Source organism: Klebsiella sp. TF21-TM (assembly GCF_019753495.1).
Taxonomy (GTDB): domain Bacteria; phylum Pseudomonadota; class Gammaproteobacteria; order Enterobacterales; family Enterobacteriaceae; genus Klebsiella; species Klebsiella quasipneumoniae.
The window spans coordinates 1-361 of sequence record NZ_JAIJYL010000131.1; the positions used below are offsets into that span (position 1 = coordinate 1).

Here is a 361-nt window from a genome sequence, read left to right on the forward strand (position 1 = left end):
AGCGCAGCGATGCGTTGAGCTAACCGGTACTAATGAACCGTGAGGCTTAACCTTACAACGCCGAAGATGTTTTGGCGATTTGAGAGAAGATTTTCAGCTTCGATACAGATTAGTCGATGCGTCCGCAGGACGTGTTGATAAAACAGAATTTGCCTGGCGGCACTAGCGCGGTGGTCCCACCTGACCCCATGCCGAACTCAGAAGTGAAACGCCGTAGCGCCGATGGTAGTGTGGGGTCTCCCCATGTGAGAGTAGGGAACTGCCAGGCATCAAATTTAGCGTGCTGATATGGCTCAGTTGGTAGAGCGCACCCTTGGTAAGGGTGAGGTCCCCAGTTCGACTCTGGGTATCAGCACCACTT

1 tRNA gene and 1 rRNA gene are annotated in these 361 nt (G+C 53.2%); both read left to right on the forward strand.

Annotated elements, in window-relative coordinates:
- Nucleotides 1-152 precede the first annotated feature (152 nt).
- Nucleotides 153-268, forward strand: a 5S ribosomal RNA gene (gene rrf / locus K5R89_RS27240).
- Between the two features lie 14 nt (nucleotides 269-282).
- Nucleotides 283-358: transfer RNA gene (locus K5R89_RS27245), tRNA-Thr, on the forward strand.
- The last annotated feature ends 3 nt before the right edge of the window (nucleotides 359-361 follow it).